Source organism: Candidatus Seongchinamella marina, assembly GCF_026262685.1.
GTDB classification, from domain to species: domain Bacteria; phylum Pseudomonadota; class Gammaproteobacteria; order Pseudomonadales; family Halieaceae; genus Halioglobus; species Halioglobus marinus.
Map to the genome: position 1 here is coordinate 518,979 of NZ_SHNP01000003.1, position 24,695 is coordinate 543,673.

Sequence of the window (24,695 nt, forward strand, 5' to 3'; positions counted from 1 at the left end):
CGCAGCTAAAACCCCAATACCCAGATTAACGGCCTGCTCTTTTCAGTGAACGTCCAGCTTTTCTATGTAGATCAATTCGCTACGGCACTAGGGCTTAACGGTGTTCGCCTTGAGCCAGAAGAAGCCCCCGAAGCCGGCGATTGCTGAAGCCAGGAGAATACCGGTTTTGGCTGCCAGCAATTCCTCCGGTTTGTTAATAAAGCCAAGGTCCGCGATGAAAATAGACATGGTAAAACCGATGCCCCCCAACAGACCCACGCCAAGAACATGTTTCATGTTCAGGCCGTCGGGCAGTTTTGCCATTCCCAGTTTCACCGTGACCCAGGTGAAGCCGGCAATGCCAAGCGGTTTACCCAGTAGCAGCCCGCATATTATTCCCAGGGTAATAGGGCTGGAAACTACCTCACTGAACTCTGCGAAATCGATAGGAATTCCGGCATTGGCCAGCGCGAAAATGGGAATCACCAGATAGGCCACTGGCAGGTGCAGCGAGTGCTCCAGGCGTTGGGCTGGTGCCTGAACCAATTTCACCCCGTCGTCCAGCGACATGACCAGCGCTCGAAAATGATTGTTGTGAATGATGTCAGCATTTTCGCTGATCGATTTCTCCATTTTCTTATTGGTTTCATCAACCCGTTTGACAAAGGTGTGGGGCTCAAACTTGGGCCGAATGGGAATGACAAAAGCGACCACGATACCCGCGATTGTCGCGTGAATGCCGCTCGCCAACATGGCAGCCCAGAGCAAAATGCCAACGGCGGCATAGGGCAGCGGCCTGCGCACGCCGCCGAGGTTGAATGAAAGCAAAAAAAAGGTGAGCACAGCGGCATAAAATAGCGCCATGGTGTCGATATTTTCCGTGTAGAACAGGGCGATTACCGCCACCGCACCCAGGTCGTCAACAATGGCGAGTGCAATAAGAAAGGTAATCAGGTTTTTGGGAATTCTTGGTCCCAGTAGGCTAAGCGCCCCGATTGCAAAAGCGATATCTGTGGCCATGGGAATGCCCCAGCCTTTGGTGTCAGGTCCGCTGGTGTTGAAGACAAGGTAGCCTAGCGCAGGAATCACCATGCCACCAATTGCCGCCATGATTGGCAACAGTGCCTGACTGGGAGTAGACAGTTCTCCCACCAATAATTCACGCTTCAATTCCAAGCCCATGATGAAGAAGAACATCGCCATCAGGGCCTCGTTAATCCAGTGGTGAATGGACAGCGAGAAGGCCTTGTTGCCAAAACTAATAGCTATTTGTTCGTGCAGGAAATGCTCGTAGGACTCATGAATTGGGCTGTTGGCAATCACCAGCGCCACAACGGCACAAATCATCAGCAGTATGCCGGAGGTGGTCTGGCGATGGATGAAATCTTCCAGAGGGGTCAGGATACGGTCAAAGGCTCGTTCCCAGGGGGCGTGATAGACACCTTTAGGCATGATGTGAGTGACTCCTGTCGTCCGGGTGTGGTTACTGCTCAGGCAGGCATCTTACTTGACCGCTGAGTGGGGGGGAAGTTTCATGAGCATACGCCGGGCAGCCCTTAAGCAAGCGAACCAGCGCGCGCAGTGGGCAACGGTGTTGCTGCAGTGGCCATATGGCCAGGGCGCTTCTCTCGAGGGGCGCCCCATTTTAAGGGGTGGTCAGGATGCCGAGAGGAAAGGACCATCAACGCACAGTCTTCTGCCATCGGGTGCTGCGCAGGCTCCACAAATACCGACACCACACTTGGTCAGGTAGTCAATGGCATTGAAGATTTGATCGTCTCGACAGAACTCCCGTTGCACGGCAATTGCCGCATGCACCATGGGTGATGGGCCGCAGTTATAGAACACCAGGGTGTCCCGCTCTTCCGCTGACATTTCTTTGAGTCGCTGCCGCAGCAGCTCAGTGACCACACCGTGGTAGCCGGCGCTGCCATCGTCTGTAGCCACATGTACCTCGGCAATCTGCTGGCATTCTTCGAGGAAATACAAGCGCTCGGCGGTGCGGGCGCCAGTAAAGACCTCAGCGTTGCCAAAGTCTCTGGCGACCTGATAGACCGCGGCCAGGCCGGTGCCACCGGCCACCGCCATTACTTTGGCACCCTCGGGTGGATCCACCGGGATGCCATGAGGTCCTCGAACATAGCACTCTGTGCCTTCGGCCAGGTCCAGCACTGCGTGAGTGAAGTGGCCTACATCAATAACCACCAGAGAGAAGGGGTCGTCAGTCAGTGCGGAGAAGGGCTTTTCGCCGACTCCAGGCACCCAAAGAAAAATAAATTCGCCCGCTTGAATATTCAGTTTTCGGTCGAAAGTGAGGATGGTGATGTCGTCACAAACTTTCTCATTTTTGACCAGGATCACTGGCGCGAAGTTCATGTCCACGTCATAGCGGATATGTGACTCGGCTCTGTTCTGGTCGCGATCCATGTCCGCGGCCAGGGTTTTGAAATAGGCGCCGATTTCGTCAGTCGTCAGGCCGGTGAGCGCCGACCCTACGCCGACGATCCCAGCACCAGCATCAAAGAAGGCGCGCACATCATCGGCGCTGGATACACCGCCACAACCGATAATGGGCAGGTCACTGACTTCGGCCACCTCTTTAACGCACTTGAGCCCGATAGGCAGAATGCCCTTGCCAGACATTCCCCCGGCACCATTGCTCAGTACGGGGTGACCGTGTGCAGAGGTATAGCCGGGGCCAACCGTGTTAATCGCGCAAAAGCCGTCAGCGCCGCCGGCCTCGGCAGCCATGGCGATTACAGTGATGTCTGGGGTGTTGGGAGTGAGCTTGGGAATCACCGGTATATCGACTACTGCCTTAACCGCGGCGACAATTTCTCGGACCATATCAGGGTCCTGACCCATAGCCATGCCATAGCCTTTGGCGTGTGGGCAAGACAGGTTCAATTCTAGTCCGTCTGACACGGGTGCCAGAATTTTAGCGACCTCTACAAATTCGTCGATGCTGCCGCCAAAGATGGAGGTCAGTAAAAAGCGATCCTCGGGTACCCGCAATTGAGCCATGAGCTCGGCTGATCGCTGTGGCCCGGGGTTGGTCAGCCCGACCGCGTTAACGAAGCAGCCGGGGGCATATTGGCTGAGCACTGGCTCGCGGTATCCATCGCGAGGTTCCGGGCCGATACTCTTGGTGGTCACTACACCCACCTCGGGCATGTGGTCGAAAATGTACTGAATGATCGGCACCGCGGTGGTGACAATGCCGGAGGGGATGGTAAACGGACCGGAGAGCGTTTTACCGAAAAGTTCTGTGCTCAAGTTGCTGGACTCAGTTGGGTGCAGTGATGGGTGAGGCATTATAAAGGTTCTTGGGTCTCTCCGCGAAGTTGAAAGTGTTATTGATAAATTAAACCATTATCCTGCCTGTAGGGCGATCAGGTTCCGCAGAAAGTCTGTGCAACTTCCTGTCCTGCCAGTGGTGGGCTTGCATAATGTCGCGCTGCAGCATTGTATTGACCAGGCCCTGACAAGCGCTCGATAAGCTTGAAGAAAGGTCCAAAGTCACCCTCATCTTCGCCGGCCCTGATGGCCTCCTCCACCAGATGGTTACGGGCAATGAAGGCAGGATTCGCCATCGCCATTCGCTCTGCTCGGGTGTTATCTGCCAGTTGATCAGTGTCCAGTCGCTGGCGCCAGCGTGACAACCAGGGCACCAGAGCGTCGGGAAACTCAAACAGCTCAGCAACCTGCTGGTCGGGATTGCAGGCCAGGTCGTAAAGACGTCGAAAGCAGAGGGTAAAGTCGAGTTTCTCTGAAGCCATAAGCTCAAAGAGCTCGTCTACAATGGCCTTGTCCGACTCACGTATTTCATCAAAGCCAAGTTTGTCTGCCAACCCTCGCAGGTGTGCCGCCTCAAACAGCGCGGGAAATTCGTCTACGGTGGCCTGCGCCAACTCTACCGCTTTGTCCTGATCCTCATGCAGCACGGGCAGCAGTGCCTGCGCAAGTACAGCGAGGTTCCAGTGAGCAATTCCAGGCTGGTTGCGGTAGGCGTAGCGGCCTCCATGGTCGATCGAGCTGAACACTTTTGCCGGGTCGAACTCGTCCATGAAAGCGCAAGGGCCATAGTCGATAGTCTCGCCGCAGATCAGCATGTTGTCTGTATTCATTACGCCGTGAATGAAGCCCAGCAATTGCCAGCGAGGTATCAGGGCGGCCTGTGCAGCGGTGACCGCCTGTAAAAGCGCAAGCGCCGGATTGTCGGCTTGGGCGCGCTCCGGGTAGTGTCGCTGCACGCAATAACTGGCCAATGTCTTGAGGGCATCCAGGTTCTTTTGTGCAGAAAAAAACTGAAACGTACCGAAGCGAATGTGGCTGGAAGCCACTCTGGCAAGCACGGCACCGGGCAGGAAACTATCCCGGGTGACCTGCTCTCCAGTGGTCACTGCGGCAAGTGCCCTGGTGCTGGGCACGCCCAGCGCGTGCATGGCTTCGCTGACGATGTATTCGCGTAACACGGGGCCCAGTGGCGAGCGGCCATCGCCACCGCGAGAGTAGGGCGTAGGCCCGGAACCCTTGAGCTGAATGTCGTAGCGGTGACCCTGCGTACTAAGCACTTCGCCGAGCAGAAGAGCACGGCCATCTCCCAACTGGGGGTTATAACTGCCAAATTGGTGTCCGGCATAGACCGCCGCCAGTGGCGCAGCGCCGGGTGGCAGGTAGTTCCCAGCAACTGTAGCGACCCCCTCGGGGGATTCCAGCCAGTCAGGGTCTATGCCCAGCAAACTTGCCAGTTCCCGGTTAACCTTGATCGCGCCGGGGGTTTTAACCTCGCGGGGCCCAAGGCGAGTGTAAAACGCCTCGGGAAGCTGGACATAAGTATTGTCGAAGGGAATCGGACCCATGGTTTGAACTATCCTGATGACGGCTGATCTGCTATATACGTGTGTGCGAGCATGATAGCCCAATCAGGAAACGAAAAAGCAGGAGATCGAACATGTCCAGAAAGACCTGGGACACCCTCATTCAGAATGCACTGGTATTTGATGGCACCGGTGAGAAGCCCCGAGAGATGGACATTGCCATCAAGGAAGGCCGTGTCGCGGCCAAAGGTATGTTTCTGCCGCGCTCCATGGCAGCCGAAGTGATCGACGGGCAAGGGCAATGGCTGATGCCGGGCCTGCTGGATATTCACACCCACCTGGATCTGGAGGTCGACCTGGACCCCGGGCTGCCAGAGGTTGTGCGCCATGGCACCACTACCGTGCTGGTCGGCAATTGTAGCTTGGGAACCTGCTTCGGCAGTCAGCAAGAGGGGGGCCAAGACCCCATCGTAGATTGTTTTACCCGGGTGGAGAACATACCCAAGTCGGTATTGCGCAAGTGTGTTGAAGCGGTGACCTGGCAGAGCACGGGTGAATACATGGATCACTTCGACAGTATGCCCCTGGGCCCAAATGTGGGAGTGTTTTTGCCCCATTCCATGTTGCGAGTCGAGGCGATGGGCCTGAGCGAGAGCATTTCCAGGGAGCCCACCGAGACAGAAATGAAGCGCATGGAAAGCCTGCTGGATACGGCTATGGACGAGGGCTATATCGGTATGAGTACCGATGGCCTGCCCTTCCATTATTTGTCTAACGACCCGCATACCGACAAGCGAATTCCCACCCAATTTGCCAGTTTTGGAGAACTGAAAAGGCTGCTGGGAGTGGTGCGTGGCAAAGACAGGGTTTGGCAGACTACCCCCATTCTCGAAAACCGCCTGAAGGCGTTTCTCTACTTCACTCTCACCAGCGGCAGATTGTTCGGCAAGACACTGAAAACATCAGCGCTATCGGCGATCGAGTTTGCTCTGGCGCCTAAAGCGGTGAAGGCCTTCCTGGGCTTTGCGGCGCTGATGAACGGTCGCCTGTTCAAGGGCAATATGCACTTTCAGGCACTGGGAACAAGCTTCAGAATCTGGTCTGACGGTATTGTGAGTCCGCTGTTTGAGGAGCTGGACTCGACCTGCAAACTCATCGCCAAGGAATATGACGACTTAGACGGGCGCAGGGAACTGCTCAACGATCCCGAATTTATCCAGCAGTTTCGCGATGACTGGCATCACGGTCGTGGTGAGAATGATCTCGCCAGCATTAAGGCCAGGCTGGGCATGCCTGATGTGGTGGTTCCAAGGGACTTTGGCATCATGACTTTCGACGGTGCTCCAATCACCGAGTGGGACGGGGAGACCTTTCAGCAAGTGTACAATCGCCTTACAGCTTACCAACGGGGACAGGCTGACCAGGCTCGTTCAGATGCCGAGCGTGACGCATTTGACAAGTTTCCACGGCCTATTCTCGACGACGCCGACTTTATGCTGCATATGATGCGTGAATATGACAAAGGCTTCAGGTATTGGGTTGATGTGGCAAATGTCGGTAACAAAGCCACGCTGGATTTATTATTACATAAGCACACCTTGCCTGGATTTAATGACTCTGGCGCGCACATCACTAATATGGCGTTTTTCGATGCCAACCTGAACTCCCTGAAGCTCGCTCAGCAGAAGTCACTGGAAACTGTGTCTACTATCGTGAAACGACTCACCAGCGAGCCCGCTGCGTTTTTTGGGCTGGATGTGGGTACTCTGGAACTGGGCGATCAGGCGGATATCACCATGATCGATCCGGAGGCGTTGCGTGACTGGGACGATGCCAGCGGAAGAGAGCTGATCTACCGCGAGTTGTTCGAGCACCAGCAAATGGTGAGCCGCTCCGACGGTGTTGTCACCCATACGTTCATTAATGGCGAAGCTGTTTGGCGCAATGGTGACCATACCGAAGCCCTGGGTACAAAAACGTTGGGTCGTGCGCTGCGAGCGGCCTGACGCGAAGTTTTTAATTGAGGCAGGACAAGCTTCCCGGGATTTGCGCTAGCGATAGCTGTTGTTATCGCTATGCTTGAGTCTTTACTAATGGGTGGGTGAGTATGGCCGGCACGGAGCTGGCTATTGCGATAACCGGAGCCGGAGGCGCCGGCGTTATATCTGTAGGGGAACTGCTGCTTCAAGCTTGGGCCAAAGAGGGCGGACGCGGTTTGTTACGCAAGGCGTTCGGTCCGCAGATTCGTGGTGGCGAGTCCGCCGCATTACTGAAGCTGACAGAAACTGAGCGCTATACCGCCGCCAGCCAATACGATGTTCTGCTGGCCTTTGATTGGAATAACTTTACCCGCTTTGGCGATGAAATCCGTATTGCCAGGAACACGCCAGCTGATTGTAGCTGACGATGCCAAGCCCCTGGCCGCTTTTAACCACCGGTACTTTTGGCCGTCCACAATAGCCGGGTTACCTGCCCAGCAGACCTCTCAACAGACCTCCTGCTTCTTCCCCGTATTTTTTCTCGACCTCTTTCTGCGCTTTACGTTTTAGCTCGTTGCCCGCCAGGTCTTCGATAATTCCAGTAGTGTCTACTGAGCACCAATCGGCTGGTTCGCCGGTCACGTTGCCCTCGCAATTTACCGGCCATTCTATGGCGGTAATGCTGTCGTTTACTTTGCAGGCCGGATCCAGTTTGGTTAGACCAGCAGACAGTTTTGCGGCAAAGGTCGCATCGAAGTCCATAGTGACTATATCCAGTGCGCCTTTGCCTACCAGACGTATATCAGGGAATTTTGCCTTGAGCGGCTGTAAGCGTGCTTTGCCATTGCCCAGGTTGATTCTTACCGATAACTCCTCGAATGCACTGCTATTGGGAAAGTCCGCCGCCAGACTCTTCTGATTAACCAGCGCAACGCCTTCACACAGCATTTTTTCGACCGCCATATCTTTTAATACGGCCTGTTCCGTGAGCAGGTCAATAGGCCCTTTCAGGGTCTGAGTGATGGCCCCGCTGGTATTGCCCTCGCCGTTGAGTTTCCAGTTCAGGCTGGCCTTTCCACTCAGAACGGGTTCGACTTCGGAGGCCACCAGGGCCTGGGCGATATCGACATTACTGAGCGTCCCCCGGGTGTTGATCTTGGCCAGGCTGTTTTTGGCATTGAGACTGGCTTTCATGTCCAGTTTGCCGCCGTGAATATCGCCGGTGATGCTGGGGAAGTTCGCCGCGCCCTTATTCACTCGCAGTTTTGCCTTCAGGTTGTCTACCTGGTGGGCACCCCAGATGACTTTGTCGATGCTGAGATCGGCACGGGTGTCTATTACGCGCAGCGCGTCAAGTGGCAGCGGAGTATCCTCGGCCTCCTCCGGACTTGGTTGAACCGGTTTGGTATCGGCCGCTTCGGGCCCCGCCAGTGCCAGCAGTGCCGGGGTGAACTGATTGAGGCGCAACTGTGTGTCGATTTGCGGGCTCTCAAAAGCGGCGTAACGCAGTTGGCCATCCGCTCTGGTGTCACCAATCGTCGCGACCAGTTTCAGGTCTGCGACCTGTCTATTCATATCGACTTCCCCGGAAGTATTCAGGGCGACTGTCTCAGCCAGGGCGCCTTTTAGGGTAAGGTCCATCTCTTCAATACCAAGCATCTGAGTCTCCTGGCTGACCACCACCGAGCCATTGAACATAACCACCAGCGGCTCATCTCCCGCCAGGATTATCGATCCCTCCAGTGGAATTGAACGGCCTTCAAGGTTGAGGCCGCTAACCTTCAGGTTATCGATTTCGATGATACTGGTGTCACCGCCTACCTCAGTCATTTCAATGCGCGAATCAGTGATGCTGAGGCTGGCGACTTCCAGTGCTAGCGGCACAGCAACCGCCGCCTCTGTCGAGGCTGCCTGCCTCGCCTCATCGATATCGGCCTGGCGTTTGGCATAAAATTCACCCAGTTGCTTGTCATTTAGCTTACTGGTATCGATGGGCGCCGCCTCGGGCTCAGTGGTCATTTTAATGACAACACCATCCAGTTCTATCGTCTCGATGGCGACTTCTTTAGATAACAGGGGAATTAGCTCCACGCCAATATTGAGCGACCTTGCCTGCAAGCTGGGCTGTTGATCGGACGGCATATCCAGTGACACGTCTGCCAGTGCTAATCCCAGTGTTGGAAAAATCCTGAGGTCAGCGCCTCCGAGTACGGACAATTCGGCACCGGTCTGTTTACGCACCTCATCGGCAGCCAGTTGCAGCATTTTTTCCTCGTCCACCATGACGGGGATGAGTAGGGCGGCAACAATCACTAAAATGACCGGTGCGAGAATGATGTAGAGCAGAATGCGTGGCATCTGGAATCCTTTTCTTTGGAAATCATCAGGGGTCGTACAAGTGATAATAGAACAGGTTCTGCAAAGCCGCCTCATAAGGTTTTTATGATAAGCCCGCACCTGCTTCCTGCTCGATTGAGAATTTCACGGGGATGTCGCATGCTAGCGACATAAGAAACGACGGGGAAGTTAATGTGATCAGCAGCGTCGCCGGATATCTGGCGTCCCTGGTTATGCTGGCGGGCACGCTGATATGGCTGGGGCAGAATCGACCAGAATGGTCTGTCTTCCGCTGGCTGCCGCCCATTGTGCTGACCTATATGAGTGCCATGTTGCTCGCTGGGGGTGGCCTTTGGGCCGTCAACGATGCTCAATCCCAGGCCTATGCTGAAATTAAACGTTTGCTGGTGCCAGCCATGATTTTGCTGTTGCTGCTGCAATGCAGAATAGGCGAATTGCTCAAGCTGGGGCCGCGCTTATTGGCGGCGTTCCTGGTGGCCGCCATGGGCATTATCATCGGCTGTCTGGTGGCCTTTTTATTGTTCCGCAGTCTGCTTGGAGAGGGCGCATGGGGCGTATTCGCCACTCTGGCAGGTAGTTGGTTAGGAGGAACTGCCAACATGGTTGCGGTGCAAACGGCGCTGGCGGTGCCGGACGCAGACCTGGGCTATGCCCTGCTGGTCGATTCTATCGATTACTCCCTGTGGCTGATGTTGCTGCTGGCGCTGGTGCCACTGGCCGATCGTTTCAATGCCTGGTCACGCGCCGATCCGATCAAACTGGATGTCAAAATCGACCATGCCAAAAGCGGTGGTCGCTTGCGAGAGCCACAGTTACTGCTGTTATTTGGCACTGGTTTGCTGGGCGCAATGCTGGCGGACCAGGTTGGTCAATGGCTTGGTGGCGACGGTTTCTTCACGGTCAGTGTCGTTCGTATTCTGGCGGTGACTGCCCTGGGTCTGGTGCTCGCTTATACGCCACTGTCACGCTTGTCCGGTAGCGAGACCCTGGCCAACGCACTGCTCTACTTGATGGTGGCGACTATTGCTTCACGTACCTCCTTTGCCGACCTGGCAAGCGCTCCAATCTATTTAATGGCCGGCGTGGTGATTCTATTGGTGCATGCCGGCTTCATGCTGGTGGCAGCGCGGCTGCTGCGTCTGGATTTGTTCACCTGCGGAATCGCGTCGCTAGCCAACATCGGAGGTGTAGCATCGGCGCCAATTCTCGCAGCGGCCTATTCACGCCAGTTGGTGCCCGTTGGAGTGTTAATGGCGTTGTTGGGTTACGTGGTAGGCACGGCCGGCGGGCTATTGGTGGGCAAGGTGCTGATGTGGCTGGGAGGCGTCGACCCGTGAGGGTATCGGGATATCGCCTGGCCATGCTGCGGGCACCTTTACGCTTGCCTTTCAAAACTGCATTACGGCAGGTGGACGAGGTCGAAGATGTGGTGGTGTTACTGGAATCTGATTGCGGCAAACTCGGCTACGGTAGCGCTCCGGCTACCAGGGCGATAACGGGGCAGGATCACCAGAGCATAATGACTTCACTGGTACGCGACCTGCTTCCCGCTCTTGACGGCCGGCCGTTCGATGACCTCGGCTCTGTGCTGGCGCTCTTTGATCAGTTGCCAAAAGATAACGTGAATGCGCGTTCTGCGTTAGAGATCGCGGTGTTCGACTTGGCGGCGCAGGCGTCCGGCCTGCCTCTTGCTGCTTTTCTCGGGGGTGGTTCTTCGCTGCCTGATACAGGTATTACCGTTAGCGTTGATCAACCGGAAGTCATGGTTGCTGGTGCGCTGGATGCTGTGGACAGAGGGTTTGCCACACTGAAACTGAAAGTGGGTGGCAGTGGAGACGGGGACATCGAAAGAGTCTCTCAGGTGGCTGCTGCGATTGCCGGTAGAGCCCGGATTTATCTGGATGCCAACCAGGCCTGGACCAGTGACCAGGCGGTGGGCGTTATCCATGCCTTGAACAAGCGCGGCATCAGCATAGATCTGCTTGAGCAACCGGTGCCCGCCGGCGATATAGCGGGGCTCGCCCGCGTGTGCCTGGCGCTGGATACGCCAGTAATGGCTGACGAAAGTGTCTTTTGTGACGAGGACGCAGTCAGCATAATTGCAGCTGGCGCAGCCGATATTATCAATATCAAACTGGTGAAGAGTGCTGGTATCACTGGCGCTTTGCGTGTTGCCGATATCGCTGCTGATGCTGGAATCAGCTGCATGATGGGCTGCATGTTGGAAAGCGCAATCGCAGTGGGTGCCGCTGCTCATGTCGCAGCCGCAAGGTCAGCGGTGATAAAGCGGGTAGACCTGGATGCGCCCATGTTGTGTCGGCAAAGCCCCATTGTAGGCGGTACTGTGTTCGATGGTCCCAGGATCGAGTTAAATTCCACGCCGGGTCTGGGAATCGACGCCGTGCCGGGCCTGGAGTTTCTATGACGGGTGTCGGGCTGATACAGTAGCGTCAAAAACAGGGAGTCTGGAATGGATCGGCGTAGCCTGATCAAGACAATGGCAGCCATGCCGCTGGTAGCAGGTATTGCCAGCGCTGCCGCGCAAGAGCCTCGGTCCATTATCAGGGCTAGGCGTTTGCGCAAGGGCATGACGATCGGCCTGGTCAGCCCTGCGAGCAATGTCGCCGAAGACGAGGATATTGCCTTTGCCAGGGACGTTGTTACATCGCTGGGTTTCCATGTAAAACCGGCAAAACACCTATACCACCGAGATCAGTATCTCGCAGGCTCGGATCAGCAGCGGGCGGATGACCTCAACGCAATGTTTGCGGATCCTGAGGTGGATGCGATTTTCTGCCTACGGGGCGGCTATGGGTCCTCTCGTTTACTGCCCCTGCTGGACTACAAAAATATCGCCGTTAACCCTAAAGTGCTAATGGGCTACAGCGATATTACCGCGCTGCTTTGCGCCATCCATCAGCGCACTGGTCTGGTGACCTTCCATGGTCCGATCGTTGGGGACAACTTTAGTGATTACAGCTATAGCCAGTTCAAGCGCACTCTTGTGAGCGCTAAAAAAGGGCAGTCGCTGGCGGCGCCTCCCCCATTTGACGACCCTGCACCCGGTCGGGTGGAGAAGGAAAACCGTTTGACCCTGATTCGCGGTGGAACGGCGCAGGGGCCCCTGATTGGCGGCAACCTTTCTCTGGTTTGCCATCTTATGGGAACGCCTTTTCAACCTGAATTCAATGGCCGTATTTTGTTCCTGGAAGATGTCCACGAGGCTCCTTACCGAATTGATCGTATGCTTACCCAGTTGAAACTGGCGGGCGTTCTGGACGAGGTCGCCGGCATTGCGTTTGGTAAGTTCACCGAGAGCGAGACCACCAGGAACAGCTTTTCCATGGAGCAGGTATTGCGTGAGCGAACCCTCGACCTGAGCGTTCCCGTGATTCGTGGCTTGATGATTGGCCATGTAGAGGACCAGGCGATAATTCCAGTTGGCGCTATGGCCAGCCTCGATGGAGATCGGGGTAAGCTTACGCTGCTGGATTCGGGGCTGGCATGACAGACCCCAACTGGACGGTATTACTCCCGCCATTAATCGCCATTGGTCTGGCACTTTTTACCCGGCAGGTATACCTGGCTCTCTTTACTGGCATCTGGCTGGGTTACTTTCTGTTGCTGGGCGAAGGGTTACTGGGCTCACTTGCCAATGCTATTGATGCCTCGCTGGCGGTGTTGGCGAGTCCCGGCGATGCCCGGGTCATTGTATTCACCCTGGTTATTGGCGCTTTCATTCTTACTCTGGAGCGCTCGGGGGGTGTCACTGGTTTTATCCGCTTCCTGGAGCAACGTAGGTGGGTAGATAACGGCAAGCGTGCCCAATGGATGGCCTGGTTCATTGGGGTTCTGATATTCATTGAATCCAACATTACCGTGCTGGTGGCAGGAACCGTGTCGCGGCCCTTGTTTGATCGTTTCAAGGTGTCCCGGGAAAAGCTGGCCTACCTGATAGACTCGACGTCGGCCCCCATTTGCATGCTGATACCCCTTAACGCCTGGGGCGCCTTCAATTTGGGTTTGCTCGATGGGCTCGGGGTGGAACAGCCACTGAAAGTGTTGTTGTCCTCTATCCCGATGAACCTTTATGCCATCGTCGCGGTGCTGTTGGCGGCATTTACGGTGTCCCGCAACTTTAATCTGGGTCCTATGGTTGAAGCCGAGCGTCGAGCGGCAACAGGGCAGTCGCTGGCCGTGCAGCAGGATGCCCAAATTCTGGAGGACTCTGCGCCGCCCAATGCCTGGAACATGCTGCTGCCGGTGGCTTGCCTGGTGGGCGCAATGCCTGCTTTCCTGCTGATTACCGGGAATGGCGACCTATTCGCCGGTTCGGGTTCCACCAGTGTGTTGTGGGCCAGTTTGTTCGCGCTTACGGTCGTCTCTATGCTGGTGCTGGTCCAGCGCAGCATGAGCCTGGAACGGCTCACCAGTACCTGGATGGAAGGCGCTGGAGGGATGCTGCCTATAGCTACAATTTTATTGTTGGCGCTTGCGCTGGGTGGAGTTTCCAAGGCGCTTGGTACGGGGGTATTTGTGGCGAGCCTGGTGGGGGAGACGCTGCCGGCCTGGCTGCTGCCCGCCTGTCTGTTCCTGGCCTCAGGGTTTATAGCGTTTGCAGTGGGTTCAAGCTGGGGAACCTTCTCTATCATGCTGCCGATTGCAGTGCCGGTTGCGTCAGCGCTGGGCGTAGACCCCACGCTATTGGTAGCAGCGGTCTTATCTGGCGGTATTTTCGGTGATCATAGTTCACCGATTTCCGATACAACGATTGTGTCCTCGTTGGCTTCTGGAACCGAGCATATTCAGCATGTAAGTACTCAGTTACCTTACGCGCTGCTGGCTGGAGGGGTTTCTATCATCGGTTTTCTTATGTTGGGACTGATATTGCTGTAAATGTAGGTAGTCAGCTTGGGCGTTTACTGAACAGAGAGCGGTTTTTTTCACAATATGTTGTGTAGCCCGTTGCTCACGTACCGATATATAGGTTTAAATGGTAGGTCTAACAAAAACCTTCGCGTCCGCTTTTCGGGCGCAATTTCTGACATAGAAGGGGCAAGATTTGGAATCACTAGCCAAGCAGGGCAGCGCCGCTCGCGGTAATAGCAGCACTATCGAACTTCAGGGCGCATCCCTGGATATCTGGGACAAAAAATATCGCTTGAAGGACGCCCAGGGGAACGCGGTCGACAAGGATATAGATGGCACCTATGCCCGCGTCGCACGCGCTTTGGCCGAGGTGGAAGACGAGACCGTGCGCCAGGAGTGGGAACAACGTTTTGTCTGGGCCCTCAAGCGAGGCGCTATTCCGGCGGGGCGTATTGTTTCCAACGCCGGCGCTCAGGAGCATAAGCCCTCGACTTCGACGATTAATTGCACCGTGTCCGGCAGCATCACCGACTCGATGGAGGGCATTCTGCAGAAGAATCTGGAGGCGGGCCTGACCTTGAAGGCGGGTTGCGGTATTGGTTACGAATTTTCCACATTGCGCCCCAGGGGAGCGTTCGTTTCAGGTGCAGGTGCCTATACCTCCGGTCCGATGTCCTTCATGGATATTTTCGACAAGATGTGTTTTACCGTATCGTCTGCCGGTGGGCGTCGAGGTGCGCAAATGGCGACCTTCGATGTTCATCACCCGGACGTCTTTGACTTCGTGAAAGCCAAGCGAGAAGACGGTCGTCTGCGCCAGTTCAATTTATCGCTGCTGATCACAGAAGACTTTATTAACGCGGTTAAAGAAGATGGCGAATGGCCACTTTCATTCCCGGTGACACCTAAGGAATTTGCCAACCTGGAGCTTGATCCTGAGCAGGAAGTGGTATGGCGTTCATTCCCTGTTACCGATGGCTATGTGACTAACGAGCAAGGCCAGGTCGCCTGTCGAGTTTATCAGCGTATTCGCGCCATCAAGCTGTGGAATGCCATTATGAGCTCCACTTATGATTATGCGGAGCCCGGCTTTATTCTGATCGATGAGGTCAATAAAAAGAACAACAACTGGTTTTGCGAGAATGTCCGCGCCACCAACCCCTGTGGTGAGCAACCACTGCCACCCTACGGTTCATGTCTGCTGGGTAGCGTAAACCTGACTCGATTCGTTCGAGAGCCTTTTACTGACAAGGCTCACTTCGACTGGGAAGAGTATCGGGAAGTCGTCGCTGTGTTTACTCGCATGCTGGATAACGTGGTGGAGATCAATGGTTTACCGTTGGAGCAGCAGCGTCAGGAAATCACTAGTAAGCGTCGTCATGGCATGGGTTTCCTGGGCCTGGGTTCTACGCTGACCATGTTGAAAATGAAGTACGGGGAGGAAGACTCCCTTGAGTTCACTGAGGAAGTGAGCAAGCAAATGGCTGTTTCTGGCTGGAAAATTGGTCTGGACCTGGCGCGTGAAAAAGGGGCGGCCCCCATTATGGACGAGGAGTTTGAAGTGACCGGCGAGATGCTGCGACGTCGTCCGGAAATGGCGGCAGACGGCATTAAACTTGGCGACAAACTGCCCGGCAAGGTCCTGCACTCCAAATACAGTCATTACATGCAGGCGCTGGCGCTGGAAGAGCCTGAGCTGGTGAACTCCATCATTCAGGAGGGCGCTCGATTTACTCACCACTCCTCCATCGCACCCACGGGCACCATTTCATTGTCTTTGGCCAATAATGCCAGTAACGGTATCGAGCCCAGTTTTGCTCACCATTACAGTCGTAATGTGATTCGCGAAGGTAAAAAGTCAAAAGAGAAGGTCGATGTGTTCTCCTTCGAGTTGCTGGCCTACCGCGAACTGGTCAATGGCGATGCCATGCCTTTGACCGACGATGAGAGTAAAAAGCTACCCGACTACTTTATCGCCTCCGATAATGTCACTCCCCGGCAGCATGTAGACGTACAGTCTGCGGCTCAGAAATGGGTAGACTCCTCGATCTCCAAAACGATTAATGTGCCGACAGATTGCCCGTACGAAGATTTCAAGGACACTTATTTATACGCTGCTGAACAGGGGTTAAAAGGGTGTACTACTTTCCGCTTCAATCCCGAAGCATTCCAAGGTGTGCTGGTGAAGGAAGAGGACCTGGAGAACACTAACTATCAGTTCACCCTTGAGGATGGCTCCACGGTTGAATTCAAGGGCAATGAAGAAATTGAGTATGACGGGGAGATGCACACCGCAGCCAACCTGTTCGATGCATTAAAAGAGGGATATTACGGGAAGTTCTGATCGGCCTTCAGAAACCCGTTACAGGTAAAGAATTATGAATAAAAAAATAGATAAGAAGATCGTTGGTTTTCAGGTAAAAACTGAAGAGCAGAAGCAGGAAGAGATCGAGAGCAACATCGTACAAATGCACGAGAAAGTATCGCGCCCTGAACAATTGGAAGGTGCGACTTACAAAATCAAGACCCCGCTGTCCGATCACGCGCTGTACCTGACGATTAATGACATCATCCTCAACCCCGGCACTGACCACGAATTGCGTCGGCCGTTTGAGATATTCATTAATTCTAAAAACATGGATCATTTTCAGTGGATTGTTGCCCTGACCCGGGTTATTTCTGCAGTATTTCGCAAGGGCGGTGATTGTACCTTCCTGGTGGAAGAGCTTAAGGCCGTGTTTGACCCCCAGGGTGGCTACTTCAAGTCTGGCGGCCGCTTCATGCCGTCGCTAGTGGCAGAAATCGGCTGGGCAATTGAAGACCATTTACAGAATATCGGCTTGCTGGCCCCCGCTGAACTCACTGATCACCAGAAAAAGATCCTGGACGAGAAAAAAGCAGATTACACAGCCAAGACCGGCGATGACGGTGCCGGCGGCGAGTTCCCCACCAGCGCCGAGTTGTGCAAAAAGTGTGCTGTAAAAGCATCTATTATGATGGATGGTTGTATGACCTGCCTTAATTGCGGCGATTCCAAGTGTGGTTAATGATTGGCCAGTGGTGATACTACGGCCCCTGGCCCCGTGACCGGTAAAAAGGTCGTATCGATAAAACATTTCCCGGCGGCATGAAGCTTCTTTTTATTGCATGTGCTTGGATGTCAGTGGGGCACCACGAATCTAAATTGTGTGCAATATAGTTGCCTGATATACTCTGCACATGAGTGATAATAATAAAGATACTCCTCAGCTGCTGCTGGAAAACCAGATTTGCTTCCCGCTCTACGCTGCGGCCAATGCTGTTGTCAGGGCCTATCGCCCGTTGCTGGAGAAGCTCGATCTTACCTATTTACAGTACATTGTTTTAATGGTGCTATGGGAAGAAGAGACCCTCAATGTCAAGTCTATTGGGCAGCGCCTTCGCCTTGACTCCGGCACTCTGACGCCACTCCTTAAGCGCCTTGATGCGAAGGGGTATGTGGAGCGCCGGCACAGTGAGGTTGACGAACGAATCCGCGTTATTAGCTTAACCAGGCAGGGGAAAGCGCTGAAGTCTCGCGCTGAGGGTATTCCTCATGAGCTGGTTTGCACAGTCGGTTTATCTGCCACCAAGGGTAGGGAGCTTAAAGAAATCTGCGACGAGCTGATAAGGGCCCTGGCAGACTAAACCCAAAGTCTTTCTCGGGATTTGGGATCATGAATTGCGTGCAATTTAAATGTATGCAATGATTATCGAATAAGCCGTCAGGGCGCAGAGACCAGGAAGCGCATTTGCTGGCTGCAGCTGTCAGCGTTTTGCCGAAGATTAGAGGCGGCATGCAGTGCCCGGCTATCGCGTAAGCGATGTGCTTATGGGTATAGTTAAAAAATGATAGAAAGAAAAGTTGCGGCACTGGATGTGTAAAGCCAGGATAAAACCGCAATTGCGAGGCGCAACACAGCATTAACGGCGGGCAGGAAGCCGTCACCACACAGCTTATAACATTATAAAGGTGCACAAATGACCAAAAGCGGTAGAAAAACAGACACCACGAGAAGGGTGCGAAATACATTCTGGAGTTCAGTGAAAGTGCTGACGCTCGCTACCGGCGTTGTCTCGTTGGGAGCGCAAGCCCAGGCAGTTCTTGAGGAAGTGGTGGTAACCGCCCAGAAGCGGGTCGAGAGTCTCAGTGATGTGCCAATTTCGGTGAATGTGGTAGACGCTACAAAAATAGCTGATTCGGGTATTACCAACCTGAATGACTTGACTGACTTCGTGCCCAACCTGAGCATGAACCAGACAGGGATTGGAACCAATATAACCATCCGCGGAATTAGTTCGGGCATCAATCCGGCCTTTGAGCAATCCGTTGGTATGTTTGTCGACGATGTGTATTACGGACGTGCCCAGTTGGCACGCGTTCCCTATCTTGACCTGGCACGGGTAGAAGTGCTGCGCGGACCGCAGCCAATTTTGTTTGGTAAGAACGCGATTGCCGGCGCTATTAGCATGATTACCGAGCATGCGAGCACAGAAGGCCTTGATGGATTTGTTCAGGCCGAGTACAACTTCGATCAAGAGGGCACGGATTTTTCAGGTGCTGTGAACTTCCCACTTGGCGACAGGTTTGGCGTGCGTTTGGCTGCGTTGAAGCGTGATTCCGATGGCTACTATGAAAATACCAATCTGGGAGATCGTCCTGAAGCCGAGCTTGACGAGCAGGTGCTACGAGCAAGCTTCCGCTGGGAGCCCACCGATAGCCTGACGGCAAACTTCAAAATTGAGAATGCCCAATTTGACACAAAGGGGCGCTTTTTAGAGATTATTAACCCGGTCGAAGTAGGCGGTTCACCTTCTTACGCAACCGCACTCGCAGGCCTGACTGGTGGTGCGGTCATTCTTGATGCTGAGCAAGATTTTAAGCGTCAATCTAATGGCGATATCAATGAAACTGAAGTAGACAACGCGACACTGAAAATAGACTGGCTGGTTGGTGACATCACTATGACCTCGATTACGTCGCGCGTTGAATATGAAGATTACCAGCAGTGCGACTGTGATTTTGTGAGCGCGTCGTTGATTGATACCTCAGGCAGGGAAAAATTTGAGCAGTTCAGCCAGGAGTTCAGGTTTACTTCTGAGGGAGGTGAAACCATCGACTGGATCGGCGGGGTCTTCTATCAGGACTATGATGTAGAGTTGAATGACATCACCATTGTCCCTGGCGATAGCCTTTTGGGGGCGTTGAGTTCATCGCTGCTCGGTACCGGCGCGCGTCGCGCGTACGATCAGGATAGTGAACTATGGTCAGCGTTTGCGCAGGTAACCTGGAATATCAATGACAGTTGGCGTTTGACACTTGGTGGCCGTTACTCCGAGGAAGAGAAGAGTGGCTCGCGAAGCATTACCACCGTCGACATACTCGATCCAAGCCCGGTCCGTGACATTTTGGGCCAGCCGATTACAAGTAGTCCCGTAGCGCCCTTTGTCTATGCAGGCGGATTTGGAATTGACAATGAGCAGGCGAATTTGAGTGGACTGACCGACTGTGGCGGTGCTGATGACGCCATTGGCCACAATCTGGCTTGTGACAAAGATGAGGACAGTTTTACTCCAGCGGTCAATCTTCAATGGGATGCTACCGAAGATGCCATGGTATACGTGTCTTACACTGAGGGTTTCAAGGCGGGCGGCTTTGATGCCCGGGCGAATAACACGGGTTCATTCGAGTTCGATGAAGAGCTGGCTACCAGCTATGAGCTGGGCAGTAAAATGACACTGGCAGATGGCAGGGCAGAACTGAATGTTGCGCTTTACCGCACCGAGTACGAAGATCTGCAGACAAGTCAGTTCGACGGCACTCTCGGATTTAATGTTACCAACGCCGGCGAGGCAACGGTGCAAGGTATTGAGCTCGATGGTCGCTGGCAAGCGACTGACTCCTTACTCTTCTCCTACGCTGCGGGTATCCTGGATTTCGAGTTTGACAGTTTCCCTAACTCGCAATGTTATTTTGGCGAAGAGTCGAGCTACCCGGATGGAAGCGAGCTAGCGGGCTTGTGTGATCGTTCAGGTGACACTCGCGAGTTCACGCCTGAGCTCACTGCGAATCTCGGCGGTCAGTACTTCTTCGACATCGGCGGTTCCATGGAGCTGACTGTTGGTCTGGACTTGATTTATAGCGACGAGTACTTTGTTTCACCAACACTCGACCCTAACCTGGAACAGGACAGTTACACTAAGCTGAATGGCCGCATTGCGCTCGCCGATAATGAAGGGCGCTGGCAAGTTGCAGTACTGTTTGAAAACATCACCGATGAGGAGATCCTGACGTTTGGAAACCAGGCGCCTACATCAACAACTCTTTCGGGTGCTTTCAATAATGCAATAGGTGCACCTGGCGTTGCCACTGCTTACTACGGCTTTTACACAGCGCCTTATAATGTCGCACTTCAGGCGCGTTACAACTTCTAAGCAAGCTTGGGCCTGACATCTGGTCGGGTTCAACTGGATAAAATCGGCGGGCGTTTTTTATAGACACCGCCGATTCCTGCCTCATGAAAATCCCTGGCTTATCTGGCACAACTCCAATCTATTTTTAACCAGCCACATTCCAGTCATTCGACGGAAGCTAAGTTTGCGTATACCGAGCTTAGTGCTGTTCGCGCTGGGCCCGTGATTAGGTTAAATTAGAAACACTCAGGGATCTGGACTAATGCTTCCTCAAGGATATGGATAGGACCATGCGTGCAACCATGTTTATCACTAAATCTATCGCTTCAATTATCATTACTCTGCTCGCCCTGGGAGGGTGTAGCAGCGAGGCGCCCAATACGCCCGCCCCGGTAGCAGCTGCCAAGGCGGTTCCGCTGACGACGGAGCCAGCCGCTATTGCGTGGTTTGAGGGAGATATTGAGGCAGCCTTTGCCACCGCAAAGAAGCAAAATAAACCGCTGTTTCTCTATTGGGGCGCCGAGTGGTGCCCCTACTGTAAGGAGCTTGAGGCCAATATATTTATCCGTGACGAGTTTGTGCGTCTATCCCGGCAATTTGTGCCTCTGGATATGAGTAATGGCGACTCAGAAACCATTCGTTACGCGGACGAATACAAGATTTATGGCTTGCCCACTGTGATCGTCTTCAGCCCCCAGCGAGATGAGCTTACCCGCATGCCGGGTGGCATTGACATGGCCCAGTATGTGGCGGTGCTGGAACTTACCTTGAACCAGATACGGCCGGTGGCCAAGCTCGTTGCCGCCGCGTTAGCGGGCGAATCGCTTAGTGATTCGGATTGGCAGCTACTGGCTAATTATTCCTGGGGTCAGGATCGTGGTCAGGCACTGGGTGAAGACAAGCCCACCGATGTGCTGATGCAGTTGCGCGATGCCGCGCCTGCCAGCGACACCTTGCTACGCAGTCGCTTGGCTTTAGCTGCGATGGAAGTGTGGTTGAGCCAGGAGGAGGAAACTCGCGACCCTAGCCTTGCCTCGGTTCATGTTGCGGCTATCGAGCAGATTTTGGCAGATTCTACGCTGGCTCAGGCTAACCTCATGAAGCTTTCTGGGTATGGTCAGAGCATCGTCGAACTTGCACAAGGGGAGCAACAGCTGGCGCTGCAGGAAAACCTGTCAAAGTTGTGCAAGTCGGCCGTTGAGAATGCCGAAGCGAATCTCTTGAACAGAGCTAGCGTGCTGTCCGGTTGGGCAGAGGTGGCCACTGTATTGCTGGCTGAGGGTGAATCCCCCGCCCCGGATCAAGTGGTCTGGGGTAAACGCCAGGCGGACGCATTGGTTGTTCAGTTGGATACCTACCAGTTGCACGCTGGGGTTAATAGCTTATGGGGGGTGTACTTCGACCTGGGGCTCATCGCAGATGCAAAGCAAACCCTGCAGCTGGGAATTGATCGTTCTAAGGCTCCTTTCTACTTTATGTCGGGTATGGGCTACGTTGAACTTGATGCAGACAATAACGAGCAGGCCCTGGCTTGGTATCGCAAGGCCTGGGAGGCTACCCGTTTGCCCCTGGACAGAACCCGATGGGGCAGGGGTTATGTGCGCCGCTTGTTGAACCTGGCGCCTGATGACCTGTTGGAAGTGGAGCGGGCGGGATCATTACTGCTTGCAGACATGGCCTCGCAGAAAGGTGGCCTCAATGCCTATGCCAAGCCAATTGCCCAGCTTGATGAAAGCTTGGAAGAGTGGTCTGCAGACAGTCCCAAGCGACAGGCAGTGGCGGTGTCTTTGCGCGCGCGGATGACAGACCCCGGGTGACATAGCGACCTTCTTTTGGGTGTTGCAGCTACTGTGCTAAAAATTTCAAGTGAATAGCGTTCGGGCAAGGTGATGAATAATTATCGAAACCTTAACCTGGGCTTTAGGGATGGCATGACCTTTGCCAACGGTCAAAGATGATGACTGGCAAGCTGCATAAATGGTTGGGGGTGATCTTGTTATTACCGTTATTGGGCTGGTGCGCCACGGGGGCTATTTTTCTGTTCCAACCCGGGTATGGAGATGCCTATAAAAAGCTGACTCCCAGGTACTATTCATTGCCCGGACTGTCGATACCTTCCGGCCGTAACGAGTGGTTGGAGGTGCGGCAGGTGCAAACGGTTCTGGGCACACATCTGCTGGCCAAAACGAAAGACGGGTGGCAACAGTACAACGCAGACACTATGGCAAAGCGCGGCCTTCCGGCTTCCGCTGATATCAAGGAATTGTTAGAGGATGCAATTAGTGTCGATCAGAAGCGTTATGGTGAGAGCGTAGCAAAATCTGCTGACGGCTATGTCACCGCCAGCGGAGTGCGGCTGAGCTTCGACTGGGATACTTTGAGTATCGAACAGTATGGCAAAGACAGAGCATTGATAGACGCGCTATACGATATCCATTACCTGCGCTGGACGGGAAATCGTAAGGTCGACAATGTTGTCGCGATCATGGGTTTGTGCTGTTTGGTGTTGACAACAGTGCTGGGCGTTACGCTGATCTTTAGCCGTCGAAGTGTTCGCTAGAGTTGCGACTCAGGCACAATAATTGACAGGAAGCCGGTGCTAAAACGTTTCCACCAGGTGGTGTCAGGTTCTTTAAAGAAAACCAACTCCTCGCCATTCCTTTCGGTCGTCCACTGTAAGTCACCGCTCTCATCCAGTGTTAGTTGATAGGCAATTTGCAGTATCATCTCATCGAATTCCTGGGATAATATTTTCGCTTCCTCCGGACTGGCATAGTAGGCGCCTAGCTCGGAATTGAGCGCTACTGATCGTCCATCCAGGTTAAACGAACCTATAAAGAGATAGGTTTCATCAAAGCTGAAGAACTTTGCATGCAGGCTTGCCTTGGAGGCGCCAATACGGCGCTTTTCCTTGTTTTCTTCCCCGCTCTCTCTGTTTTCTTTGCGAACCACCTTGTTGGCATCAGCCTTGAATTCAAAAAGCTCGACCCCACCCGCGACCAGGTCTTCGCGATAACGCATGTATCCCGCGTGAACCATCGAAACATCATTGGCCTGCAGTGAGTTCGTTAGAATGCGTACCCTGACTCCGCGATCAACAAGGCTTACAAGGTAGCCGGTAAATTCGTCTCCGGGGACGAAGTAGGGGGATACAATAATCAGGTCTCGTTGTGTTTTATCCATTCCCATTTGCAGTTTTGGGGCCAGGTGGGTTTCTGCACTCACCTTGTTAGCTTCTACCTTACTGGGCTGGTCATAGGCCAATAACCATGTTGACCAAACAAATTTCAGCTCGGTAATACTCTTCATGGTGGTCATTTCGTATTGACGCAATATATCGCCGTAGGCCGACTGGCGAGCTTCCTCCAGGTATTGGTCGGACTTTTCTCGAAAGGCTTTGAAATCGGCTTGTTCAAGTAGTTCTTTCCATTCGAACGCGGCAATGGGGTAGGCCCACTCACTGTTCCAGTAGAGGTCAAACTGGGCCGAAACTTCACCTGCTATGGGGCCGATCGCGAGAGCGTCCATGTCGCCGAAGCCAACGTTTGTGTCAGCGGAAAAGTATTCATCACCGATATTCCTGCCACCGAAGATGGTCACAATGTTGTCAGCAGTGAGAGTCTTGTTATGCATTCTCCGGTTGATGCGGTGAGTATCACCGATGAAGTCTCCTAAACGCCGTGCGCGGTTGGCAAATGGATTGAAGACTCGAATTTCGACATTGGGGTGGCTGTCGATCAGTCTCAAGATGCGATCCTTGCCTGCGGTATCGAGGTCGTCTAGCAGTATTCGAACGCGCACTCCGCGATCAGCAGCGGCGAGCAGTTGATTGTGCATCGTTCTGCCCGTCAGATCGTCGTGCCAAATGTAATACTGTAAGTCCAGCGACGTTGATGCGCTGTCAATCAAGCGAATGCGAGAGACAAAGGCCTCTTCACCCAGTTCCAGGGTGCGAAACCCTGACTTTTCGGGGTTTTCGTTGAGCAGCTCCTGTAGCTCTAAGATCAGGTGATTTTCGCTATCGGCTTCCAGAGCGTAACTGGGCACCTTCTCAAAGTCAGTGGGCAGCGAACTGCATGCCGCGAGCAACGAAAACATCACCAGTAGCGCGAGTGATCTCAGCGTGGAGGGCCATTGGCTCGAAAAGCAGGTCATATTGCTGAGTGAAAATGTCTGTTCAAATACGTGGGGCATGCCTTATCCATAACTGGTTTTCGGGTGAACCTAGCGATTGTAGCCTTTTTTTGGCTAAGTCGGC

General features: G+C 53.9%; 17 protein-coding genes. 12 read left to right on the plus strand and 5 right to left on the minus strand.

What is annotated here, in order from left to right; all coding sequences use genetic code 11:
* Positions 1–87: 87 nt before the first annotated feature.
* The 3 genes from nhaA to EYC87_RS10795 form a co-directional block, all read right to left on the minus strand.
* Positions 88–1,431: a Na+/H+ antiporter NhaA gene (gene nhaA, locus EYC87_RS10785; protein ID WP_279252874.1), complete on the minus strand. Its 1,344-nt coding sequence runs from the start codon at positions 1,429–1,431 to the stop codon at positions 88–90.
* 204 nt (positions 1,432–1,635) lie between these two features.
* On the minus strand, positions 1,636–3,255 hold the full coding sequence (locus EYC87_RS10790; RefSeq protein WP_279252875.1) for a tRNA-dihydrouridine synthase: 1,620 nt from the start codon (positions 3,253–3,255) through the stop codon (positions 1,636–1,638).
* A 116-nt stretch (positions 3,256–3,371) separates the two neighbouring features.
* Entirely contained in the window at positions 3,372–4,841 is a 1,470-nt protein-coding gene (locus tag EYC87_RS10795) for a protein adenylyltransferase SelO (RefSeq protein ID WP_279252876.1), read from the minus strand.
* Between the two features lie 92 nt (positions 4,842–4,933).
* Between EYC87_RS10795 and EYC87_RS10800 the strand changes: the two genes are divergently transcribed.
* The gene (locus tag EYC87_RS10800) at positions 4,934–6,805 is read left to right on the plus strand and encodes an N-acyl-D-amino-acid deacylase family protein (RefSeq protein ID WP_279252877.1); all 1,872 of its coding nucleotides are present in this window, start codon (positions 4,934–4,936) and stop codon (positions 6,803–6,805) included.
* A 101-nt stretch (positions 6,806–6,906) separates the two neighbouring features.
* The gene (locus EYC87_RS10805) at positions 6,907–7,203 is read left to right on the plus strand and encodes a 2-oxoacid:acceptor oxidoreductase family protein (RefSeq protein ID WP_279252878.1); all 297 of its coding nucleotides are present in this window, start codon (positions 6,907–6,909) and stop codon (positions 7,201–7,203) included.
* A gap of 61 nt (positions 7,204–7,264) precedes the next feature.
* Here the strand turns inward: EYC87_RS10805 and EYC87_RS10810 are convergent, their stop codons facing one another.
* Positions 7,265–9,136 carry an AsmA family protein gene (locus EYC87_RS10810; RefSeq protein ID WP_279252879.1) on the minus strand — a complete coding sequence of 624 codons (1,872 nt, stop codon included), beginning with the start codon at positions 9,134–9,136 and terminating at the stop codon, positions 7,265–7,267.
* A 173-nt stretch (positions 9,137–9,309) separates the two neighbouring features.
* On the opposite strand from EYC87_RS10810, the gene EYC87_RS10815 reads away from it, so the two are divergent.
* The 10 genes from EYC87_RS10815 (at position 9,310) to EYC87_RS10860 (ending at position 22,997) form a co-directional block, all read left to right on the plus strand.
* Positions 9,310–10,473 (plus strand): DUF819 family protein, encoded by a 1,164-nt coding sequence (locus tag EYC87_RS10815; protein WP_279252880.1) that lies wholly within the window; start codon positions 9,310–9,312, stop codon positions 10,471–10,473.
* A complete protein-coding gene (locus tag EYC87_RS10820) occupies positions 10,470–11,561 on the plus strand; it encodes an enolase C-terminal domain-like protein (RefSeq protein WP_279252881.1) in 1,092 nt (363 codons plus the stop codon). The genes EYC87_RS10815 and EYC87_RS10820 overlap by 4 nt, the downstream gene beginning before the upstream one ends.
* A 45-nt stretch (positions 11,562–11,606) precedes the next feature.
* The gene (locus EYC87_RS10825; protein WP_279252882.1) at positions 11,607–12,644 is read left to right on the plus strand and encodes a S66 peptidase family protein; all 1,038 of its coding nucleotides are present in this window, start codon (positions 11,607–11,609) and stop codon (positions 12,642–12,644) included.
* Positions 12,641–14,032, plus strand: a complete 1,392-nt coding sequence (locus tag EYC87_RS10830) for a Na+/H+ antiporter NhaC family protein (RefSeq protein WP_279252883.1) — start codon at positions 12,641–12,643, stop codon at positions 14,030–14,032. The genes EYC87_RS10825 and EYC87_RS10830 overlap by 4 nt, the downstream gene beginning before the upstream one ends.
* A 166-nt stretch (positions 14,033–14,198) precedes the next feature.
* Positions 14,199–16,349 carry an adenosylcobalamin-dependent ribonucleoside-diphosphate reductase gene (locus tag EYC87_RS10835; protein WP_279252884.1) on the plus strand — a complete coding sequence of 717 codons (2,151 nt, stop codon included), beginning with the start codon at positions 14,199–14,201 and terminating at the stop codon, positions 16,347–16,349.
* 34 nt (positions 16,350–16,383) lie between these two features.
* On the plus strand, positions 16,384–17,052 hold the full coding sequence (locus tag EYC87_RS10840; RefSeq protein WP_007229465.1) for a TSCPD domain-containing protein: 669 nt from the start codon (positions 16,384–16,386) through the stop codon (positions 17,050–17,052).
* Between the two features lie 172 nt (positions 17,053–17,224).
* Positions 17,225–17,671, plus strand: coding sequence for a transcriptional regulator OhrR (gene ohrR, locus EYC87_RS10845; protein ID WP_279252885.1), 447 nt, complete (start codon positions 17,225–17,227; stop codon positions 17,669–17,671).
* Positions 17,672–18,004: 333 nt separating this feature from the next.
* Positions 18,005–20,458 carry a TonB-dependent receptor gene (locus EYC87_RS10850; protein ID WP_279252886.1) on the plus strand — a complete coding sequence of 818 codons (2,454 nt, stop codon included), beginning with the start codon at positions 18,005–18,007 and terminating at the stop codon, positions 20,456–20,458.
* 269 nt (positions 20,459–20,727) lie between these two features.
* The gene (locus tag EYC87_RS10855) at positions 20,728–22,254 is read left to right on the plus strand and encodes a thioredoxin family protein (RefSeq protein WP_279252887.1); all 1,527 of its coding nucleotides are present in this window, start codon (positions 20,728–20,730) and stop codon (positions 22,252–22,254) included.
* A gap of 140 nt (positions 22,255–22,394) precedes the next feature.
* Positions 22,395–22,997 carry a PepSY domain-containing protein gene (locus EYC87_RS10860; protein WP_279252888.1) on the plus strand — a complete coding sequence of 201 codons (603 nt, stop codon included), beginning with the start codon at positions 22,395–22,397 and terminating at the stop codon, positions 22,995–22,997.
* Here the strand turns inward: EYC87_RS10860 and EYC87_RS10865 are convergent.
* Positions 22,994–24,631 (minus strand): phospholipase D family protein, encoded by a 1,638-nt coding sequence (locus EYC87_RS10865; RefSeq protein ID WP_279252889.1) that lies wholly within the window; start codon positions 24,629–24,631, stop codon positions 22,994–22,996. The two genes, EYC87_RS10860 and EYC87_RS10865, sit on opposite strands and share 4 nt — an antisense overlap.
* Positions 24,632–24,695: the final 64 nt, after the last annotated feature.